General features: G+C 43.4%; 7 protein-coding genes. All 7 read left to right on the top strand.

Going from position 1 to position 8,455, the window contains the following annotated elements; translation table 11 throughout:
• Positions 1 to 91 precede the first annotated feature (91 nt).
• The gene (locus ACM0OX_RS34340) at positions 92 to 1,528 is read left to right on the top strand and encodes a cytochrome P450 (RefSeq protein ID WP_334896787.1); all 1,437 of its coding nucleotides are present in this window, start codon (positions 92 to 94) and stop codon (positions 1,526 to 1,528) included.
• Positions 1,529 to 1,575: 47 nt separating this feature from the next.
• A complete protein-coding gene (locus ACM0OX_RS34335) occupies positions 1,576 to 3,096 on the top strand; it encodes a long-chain fatty acid--CoA ligase (RefSeq protein WP_334896785.1) in 1,521 nt (506 codons plus the stop codon).
• A 67-nt stretch (positions 3,097 to 3,163) separates the two neighbouring features.
• Positions 3,164 to 5,014, top strand: a complete 1,851-nt coding sequence (locus ACM0OX_RS34330) for a ScyA-related TPP-binding enzyme (protein WP_414519528.1) — start codon at positions 3,164 to 3,166, stop codon at positions 5,012 to 5,014.
• Positions 5,015 to 5,222: 208 nt separating this feature from the next.
• A complete protein-coding gene (locus ACM0OX_RS34325; protein WP_414519526.1) occupies positions 5,223 to 6,368 on the top strand; it encodes a 3-oxoacyl-ACP synthase III family protein in 1,146 nt (381 codons plus the stop codon).
• 344 nt (positions 6,369 to 6,712) lie between these two features.
• Positions 6,713 to 7,372, top strand: a complete 660-nt coding sequence (locus ACM0OX_RS34320) for a PEP-CTERM sorting domain-containing protein (RefSeq protein WP_414519524.1) — start codon at positions 6,713 to 6,715, stop codon at positions 7,370 to 7,372.
• 170 nt (positions 7,373 to 7,542) lie between these two features.
• Complete coding sequence (locus ACM0OX_RS34315) at positions 7,543 to 8,175, top strand: PEP-CTERM sorting domain-containing protein (protein WP_414519523.1); 633 nt, start codon at positions 7,543 to 7,545, stop codon at positions 8,173 to 8,175.
• Positions 8,175 to 8,312 carry a hypothetical protein gene (locus ACM0OX_RS34310; protein ID WP_414519521.1) on the top strand — a complete coding sequence of 46 codons (138 nt, stop codon included), beginning with the start codon at positions 8,175 to 8,177 and terminating at the stop codon, positions 8,310 to 8,312. The genes ACM0OX_RS34315 and ACM0OX_RS34310 overlap by 1 nt, the downstream gene beginning before the upstream one ends.
• The last annotated feature ends 143 nt before the right edge of the window (positions 8,313 to 8,455 follow it).

Genomic DNA, 8,455 nt, shown 5'->3' with positions numbered 1-8,455 from the left:
AACTAGTCAACCCTTAAAATTGCTTTTTTATGACTTTTTCAGCAAGCCCTAATTAACAATCATAATTTTTTCAAATTGGAGACAAAATACAATGGTTAAACAAAGTATCTACCAAAATGCACATAAAAAACCTCCTGGCCCACCCAGTCTCCCAATTATTGGCTGCTTTCCCCAAATGTCAACAAATCCGCTGCAATTCCTCACCAATGCAGCGCGTGAGTATGGTGGCGTTGTCCATCTGGGGGCAATCGGGCCGCAACAACTTTACTTGATTGCCGATCCCGATTGTATAAAATATGTCCTGCAAGAAAATCCTCAGAACTATACAAAAGGTGAAAATTTCCAGGACATAAAACTAGTAATTGGCGAAGGCTTGGTGATTAGCGAGGGTGACTCATGGCGTTCCCAACGTCGCCTCATGCAACCATCTTTTCACCGCCAGCAAATCGCCGCGATGGTCAATGACATGACCCAGCTTACCACCGAGATGGTAGAACGCTGGCAAAACATTCCACCCGGTGCAACCCTCGATATCTCTGCGGAAATGCTCGTGCTGACACAGAAGATTCTCCTGAAGACGACTTTGAGTCTCGATGCTGATAGCGACACCAGCGAACTAATTCAGGCTTGGAATACTATCTACAAGTTCCTGAGCGATCGCTTGTGGGCTATCATTAAGCCACCGATTAACTTCCCCACGCCAAAAAACCGCCAGTTTCAACAAGCAATCAACACTCTCCGCACAATTGCCAACAGTATCATCCAACAACGCAAACAAGGCAATCGTACCACTCATGACATACTTTCAATGTTCATGAATACTCAGGATGAGTCTGGCGAGGGCTTGAGTGACCAGCAATTACATGACCAAATAGTTGGACTCTTTTCGGCTGGATTTGAGACTTCAGCAGCAACACTTGGCTGGATCTGGTACTTGCTTTCTAAGTATCCCGCTGTAGAACGCCAGCTACAGGCAGAACTGACTACGGTATTGGCTGGTAGAACTCCGACCTTCGAGGATTTGCCACAGCTGAAATATACCAAAATGGTTGTCCAAGAGGCAATGCGACTTTATCCGGGTGCTTGGGTTTATGCCCGCAACAATTTGGGCGATGATTTAATCGGCGGCTATCATATCCCAGCTGGTTCCATGCTTTTGCTCAGTCCCTTTGTTACGCACCGCCTCCCTACTTTCTGGGATAATCCTGAAGGTTTTGATCCTGAGCGATTCACACCAGAACGCTCTGTCGATCGTCCTCGTTATGCATACTTCCCTTTTGGTGGCGGCCAACGTCAATGCTTAGGTGACATCTTTGCATTAACAGAAATTCAGTTGATTGTAGCAATGGTGTGTCAACGTTTCCGCCTCAATCTACTGCCGGAATATCCAGTTGAGCCGCAGCCATTGCTAACTCTGCAAACACGCAAAGGCATTCTGATGACATTACAGCCACGAATTGAACTCGATAACATCAGTCAGCTAAATACTCAAAAGACATTATTAACACTGAATTATTCTGAGCAATGACTGTGAAAGTAGACAAAGCTAATGAAGTTAAGTGAGTCTTTTTAGCCATGAATATTACCCAACACATCGAGCGGGGTTGTCAACTATTTCCTGACAAAATCGCTCTGATATTTGAAGAGAAATCTTTTACTTACAAACAGCTTAACCAACTAGCAAATCGTCTAGCTAATAGTTTAAGTGGATTAGGAATTAAACAAGGCGATCGCGTGGCTTTGTTTTTGCCAAATATTCCTGAATTTATCATTTCTTATCTTGGTATTCTCAAAATTGGTGCGATTGTCGTCTCAATCAATGTCATGCTGAAAAGTAATGAAGTTAGCTACATTCTCAACGATTGTGCCGCTAAGGTAATAATTACCACAGAGTCACTCCTTGAAAATGTACCAGAGGCAGATTTACCCGAACTGCAACACATTTTGATTGCAGAAGGTAGCGCCAAAAAGGGAATTGATTTAGCAAAACTGATGGAAAGTGCTTCTAGCAATGCATACGCTATTGAAATAGATCGCCATACTCCTGCTAGCATCATCTATACATCGGGAACAACAGGTTTTCCTAAAGGAGCAACACTTTCCCACGGCAATATAATTTCTAATATGTATTCCCAAAACCGTTGTTGTGGAATGCAACCGAATGACCGATTACTACTTTACTTACCGTTATTTCATTGCTTTGGTCAAAATGCTATTCTCAACGCAGCCTTAAACGTCTGCGCCACAATTATCCTAAAACGTCGATTTGATCTTGAGCAAATACTTAACGCGATCGCTACTCATCAAGTAACAATGTTTTTTGGAGTACCAACGGTATTTATCAATCTTCTAAATAGTGATTTATCTGGCTACAATCTCAATAGTATACGTTACTACTTTTCAGCCGCCGCACCAATGCCAATTGAAGTTGCACAAACTTGGCAGGATAAGTATGGAAAAGTCATTAATGAAGGATATGGTTTAACTGAAACATCACCATGTGCATCTTATAATCACGATTTGAAATACAAATTCGGTTCCATTGGCGCTCCAATTGAGAATGTCGAAATGAAAGTTATTGACGATAATGGCAATCAGGTAGAGCTTGGTGAATTGGGTCAGATAGTAATCCGAGGGCCTAACGTCATGCTTGGTTATTGGAATCGCCCATTGGAAACTGCGGAAGTAATTAAAAATGGCTGGTTTCATACTGGCGACATTGGTCGGATAGATGAAGACGGTTTTTTCTACATCGTTGACCGCATGAAAGACATGATTAATGTGTCTGGATTTAAAGTATATCCGACTGAAGTTGAAAATGTGATTTATCAACATTCATCTGTTGCTGAAGTAGCTGTATATGGCGTTAAAGATGCTATCAAAAGTGAGATAGTTCAGGCAAATATTATTCTCAAGCAGGGTTACAGAATTAGTGAAGAACAAATCCTCAAATTTTGTTCTGAAAGGATGGCAAAATACAAACTTCCTTGTGCCATTAATTTTGTAGATTCCCTGCCAAAAAACTCCAGTGGTAAAGTTATCAAACGATTTTTGCGCCAGCAATCAAGCTCTGAATTAGCTGTTGTAAACAACTGAATGCTAAGTTGAGCTAAATACTCAAGAAAGATCGGAAAACAACAAATAGAAATCAAGGTTGGCAATTGTGAATACTAAATCTATCAACAAAAATACTAATTCTTCTCAAGCTTTGGGAACAAAAATTAACCTCTCATCTAATCAAATTTCATTTGAAACTTCAACTGGATCTTCCATTTTCTCTCCTGCATCGCTGAATGAAAAATCTCCAGAGTCAGAATTAACCCCTACGGTTGCAGAGGCTCTAGTTGAGATCCTAGAAAATTTTGGAGTTAACTATGCATTTGGTGTTTCAGGAGGCGGTATTGGGCCGTTATGGGCAACATTAAACCGTAGCAGCATCGAATTGCTTCACTTTCGCCATGAATCAGGAGCAGCTTTTGCCGCTACCGAGGCTTATTTTGCTAGCGATCGCCCCGTCGTGGTATTCACTACTACAGGCCCCGGTATCACTAATGCTCTGACTGGGCTTTTTGCTGCCCAAGGGGAAGGAGCAAAGGTAATTTTCTTGTCGGCTGCAACCTCAACCGGAAATCGCGGGCGCGGAGCTTGTCAAGAAACTAGCGCCCACACAATGCCTTTCTCAGGAATTTTTACATCAGGCCCACTATTCAATTACGCAACCATATTAGAGTCTGGAGATCAACTACCAGAAATTTCTCGCAGACTTGCCCAAGGTTTAGCACAACCAGGGAGTTTTGTAGCTCATATTAGTGTTCCCACGCCAATACAGACGACACCATTAAAAGTACAGTTACCTCAATCAGCATTTTCTCAATCTGTACCAACTGCCAGTGAAGAAGCGATCGCTGAATGTGTAAAGTTGTTATCAGCAGAATCCTTTGCTATCTGGGTTGGCTTTGGGGCGCGACACGCCGCAGAGGAAATCCGCCAGTTGGCAGAAAAAGCTGGAGCGGCGGTAATGACATCACCTCGCGCCAAAGGCATTTTTCCAGAAGATCATCCCCAATTTATCGGTGTCACAGGCTTTAGTGGGCATTTATCTGTCCTGAAATATATGCAGGAGCAACGACCACAACGCATACTAGTGTTGGGAACGCGTCTTGGTGAGCCAACTTCATTCTGGAGTCCGGCGATGATTCCTGTTAATGGGTTCGTCCATGTTGATATCGACCCACAAGTGCCAGGAGTGGCTTATCCATCAGTAGAGACTCTCGCTGTTCACTCGGAAATCAAAGCATTCCTCAAAGCTTTATTAAAACACCTTCCAGAGCGTCTTAATTGGTTTCCTACTTCCTCACTACCACGTCCTGAAGCCTACACAAATACTCAGCGCCCAAATGGCTTAGTGCGACCCGAAGCACTGATGGATGCAATTCAACGGCTGATTATTGAGGGCAGTGATGCCTCAATCTTAGCTGAAGCAGGTAACTCCTTTGCTTGGGCAACTAATTTACTGCGATTTAACCAACCAAATCGTTACCGGATTAGTACTGGTTTTGGGTCTATGGGTCATGCTGCCACGGGGGTAGTTGGTACGGCATTAGGGCGAAAAGGTAAAGCCGTGGCGATTGTTGGGGACGGAGCAATGCTAATGAACAACGAAGTTAGCACAGCCGTGAAATTCCAGATTCCAGCTGTCTGGATTGTCCTCAATGATGGACGCTACAATATGTGCGCCCAAGGAATGGCCTTGCAGGGGTTAAGTGAGAACGTCCCTATAGATACGGAGATACCGAGTACTAATTTTGTTGCGATCGCGAGAGCTATGGGAGCTGACGGTATCTGTGTTAATACTGAATGTGACGTGGAAGCAGCCATAAAAAAAGCACTTACCTCTACTGTTCCATTCATTGTTGATGTGAAGATTGACCCAACCCGACCCGCACCGATTGGAGGTCGCATTCAGAGTCTGATTCAGCAAGGAGCCATAGAAGCCAAAATAGGGCGTTCCTAAAAATCATACCAACAGGACATACGCAACAACTCTCTAAAACTCTTATTTCTCTACGTCCTTTGCGTCCTTAGTACAACATTTCATTAATTCGTAGCGAATTCTCTGCGTGCCTCTGCGCTTCCCTCTGCGCCCCTTTGCGTTTAAATCTCATACCTCAATTCGCCACGATTTTACACAAACCAAAAACAAAATCAAAAGGAGATTTGTCATGACAACATTAGAACCAGTAGGTATTCGCGCAGTCTCAGTAAACTTTCCTAGCATCATCCGCACCAACGATTACTACAGAGAGAATTTCCCCAAGATGGTTGCTGAGGCTGAACAAAAAACCCTAGCTAAACTTTTTGTACCCGATAAAGCCACAATCGATACTGACGATGATATTTGGTCGCAAGAAGTCGCACCGTATATGTCAGACCCCTTCCGTGGTAACGTCGAGCGAAGAGTGTTAGCTCCTGATGAGACTTCGCTTTCACTAGAATATCGCGCTGCTATCGATGCTCTCGAAGCCGCAAAGCTATCTCCTGAAGACATCGATCTCATGCTCGTTACTTCACTGTTTCCAGAGCAAATCACACCTGGCAATGCTGCCTTTCTCGCCGGGAAATTGGGACTACAAGGTGCAGCGTGGAATGTAGAATCAACTTGCACTTCAGTGTTAGTTTCGCTTCAGACAGCCTGTTCTTTGGTGCAAACAGGACAGTATCGTAATGTGTTAGTAGTTGTCTCAACTACGTATTCACGCTATACCGACGAAAATGATACTCTGGCGTTTTTATCAGGTGACGGTGCTGGAGCCTTTGTAGTTGGTAAGCTGAAACCAAACCAAGGTATTCTCGGTACGAAAATTGCCAATACTGCTGATACCTGTGGAGCCTTCTATAATGAATTCACCACCGATGAGCATAGCAATGTCAAAATGTTCATCCGAGGCGGCAAAGGTGCAAGTAAGATGTTTAACCAGACGACGGTGAAGTTTATTCGTCTATGTTGCCACGGTGCGATCGCAGATGCTGGACTCAGCTTAGATCGAATCAACTTTTTTGTTTTTAATACACCCAGTGCTTGGTATTCACGAGTTTGCATCCGCGCTCTAGATATCGAACCAGAGCGTACAATCAACATCAATCCTCTATATGCCAATATTGGGCCAACCTTTCCCGTTGCTAATCTCTATCATGCCGCCCATGCAGGTAAAATTCGTGAAAACGATTTAGTTCTTGTCTACACAATGGGTTCGTCATCTAATGCTGGTGGTTGTGTGATGCGTTGGGGCGATGTCGCGCTAGGCCCTGCTCCTACTCCCTCAGTCAGCCTTTCTCAACTAGAGGATAGAACTCCGATCCGTCACTAGAATTCTAGTCTTATATCAATTTGAGATTAGACCTTTTGCAAAAGTCCCTAACACCCCACCCCCAACCCCTGCCCGCAAGCGGGGCTACGGTGTACACACAAGAGCCGCAAGCGGGGAGGGGAGACAAAGCATAGCTTTGGCGGGGTGGGGTTCTTTCTTATTTTTGATTTATGCAAGAGGTCTATTGTGCATAAAACTGTATTGCTATTCCTTTCACAATACAAGGATTATACACATACAGATGGTATTTTTGGAACCGCGTAGGCGTAGCCCGCCGTAGGCATCGCTTACCAAACAATGAAATGCCCAGCATTCAAGTATAGCTATATTGCGAGATAACTAAAATGGCTTTTTTGAATCAATTATCGATGGCTTCTGCTATCAGCGTCGCAGCATTTTTAGTTTTAGAAATGGTTAGCATAAATCCAGCCGAAGCTGCTCTTTTTAAATTTACTTTCGAGGGTGAAGGAGCAAATGGTTACTTCATTTATGATGATTCAGCTAATAAGATAGAACCTCTTGGGCCGAACTTTCCTCTTGCTGAGTATGATGGCTCAGTGGAAAAGTATTTTGTTAATGCAGGGGATATTCTGGCTCAGGGAACAAAAGGATCGCAGCAAGATATACATGATGAGGCCAGAAATATTGTTTATCTTGGACGTGCTGGTAACTTGGGCTACGATGGTGCCATTGATGACTTTATTCTTTACGTTCCTCCGGCTGCTCGTGGGCAGCAATACGGTTTGTCAATTCGCTTTAGTTACCCAGAGGGAAGCTTTTCAGATTCTGTTGCCTTACGAACGAGCATACCTGATACCGCTAGGCTCAGAGTTTACCCATACTGGGACTTTCCTAATACGACGGGAGACTACACCTTTGAAGGAACTGTTAAAACAAAAATCGAGCAAATTCCTGAACCTGCATCAGTGTCGGCATTACTGGGAGTGGGTGCTTGGTTTATCTTCCGTCGTCAGCGCCGACAATTATTATCTGCACAAGATTAATTACACGAGCCAGTTGAGTATATTTAGGTCAAAAAAGAATGCAACAAATAGACCATTTGTAGAGACGCGATTCATCGCATCTTGAGCCAAGACATGTTGCAATCATTAATTTAATTGGTATTAGTTTCAAAAACTAATTTGGCAATCAATCGTTTAGAAAGGTAATAAAAATGGCTTTATTGAATCAATTATCGCTTACTGCTATTTCAAGCGTAGTAGCATTACTCATGTCAGCAACATTAAACATAGATACCGCTCAAGCAGCATTATATAAATTCAGCTTTGAGGGTGAGGGAGTCAACGGTTACTTTACTTACGATGACACTACCATAGGGTTTGCAGATTCACCGAACGCTACCGGATATTTTGAAGGGGGAAATGATTATAAATTTGACTTAGGTGAGAAAGGAGTTTTTCAAGGAACTATTGGCAATCCGATTGTTTTTTTACCCCGTCTAGAAGATGGTATTACAGCACCCGAAACCGACGATTTTCTTTGGGAAGTACTCGCTTCTCAACGGGAACCAGCATCCCCCTTCGCTTTCGTGAACTATTTTCATTACCCAAAGGGTTCATTTAAGGGATCTACTGCGATACGAACAACAGTCCCAAGTACTGCAATCCTTGATGTTTATCCAAACGTGGACTTTCCTAATTCAATAGGCAACCTGCTGTATACAGGAACTGTCCAAACCCGAATTGAGAAGGTTCCTGAACCTGCATTGTTACCTGCATTGTTGGGAGTAGGCGCTTGGTTTATCTTCCGTCGCAGACATCGCTCTTTGATGCGGGAAATAAATTAATGAACTCTGCTGTAGAGGAAAGTACTCAGATGATTAACACCCTGAGTACACTTTTAGCAGCTAGGGATGTCGAACAAAAACAACCATATTTTGTTAGTAAACAAAGTGCGATCGCTAATCAACCTATAGCATCATAAGCGAATGGCACTAAGAAAAGATACAGCCCTTGCTCTGACTGGTTCTCTGCTTTTGCCTTTAGGCGGGGAACCCATTCTGGGAGGCTCCGCCTAGGGTGTTGACTTTGATGAGATTTACCCATTTTTTATTCATACAGTTTTGG

Origin of the sequence: Nostoc sp. PCC 9305 (assembly GCF_963920915.1) — a bacterium.
Classification (GTDB): domain Bacteria; phylum Cyanobacteriota; class Cyanobacteriia; order Cyanobacteriales; family Nostocaceae; genus Nostoc.
The sequence above is the reverse complement of the archived record's forward strand: the minus strand, read 5'-3'. Positions and strand labels throughout refer to the sequence as shown.

What these genes read in the sequence shown, in the direction of transcription:
- ACM0OX_RS34335 (WP_334896785.1), top strand. Translation starts at nt 1,576, where the DNA reads ATGAATATTACCCAACACATCGAGCGGGGTTGTCAACTATTTCCTGAC.
- ACM0OX_RS34310 (WP_414519521.1), top strand. Translation starts at nt 8,175, where the DNA reads ATGAACTCTGCTGTAGAGGAAAGTACTCAGATGATTAACACCCTGAGT.
- ACM0OX_RS34315 (WP_414519523.1), top strand. Translation starts at nt 7,543, where the DNA reads ATGGCTTTATTGAATCAATTATCGCTTACTGCTATTTCAAGCGTAGTA.
- ACM0OX_RS34340 (WP_334896787.1), top strand. Translation starts at nt 92, where the DNA reads ATGGTTAAACAAAGTATCTACCAAAATGCACATAAAAAACCTCCTGGC.
- ACM0OX_RS34320 (WP_414519524.1), top strand. Translation starts at nt 6,713, where the DNA reads ATGGCTTTTTTGAATCAATTATCGATGGCTTCTGCTATCAGCGTCGCA.
- ACM0OX_RS34325 (WP_414519526.1), top strand. Translation starts at nt 5,223, where the DNA reads ATGACAACATTAGAACCAGTAGGTATTCGCGCAGTCTCAGTAAACTTT.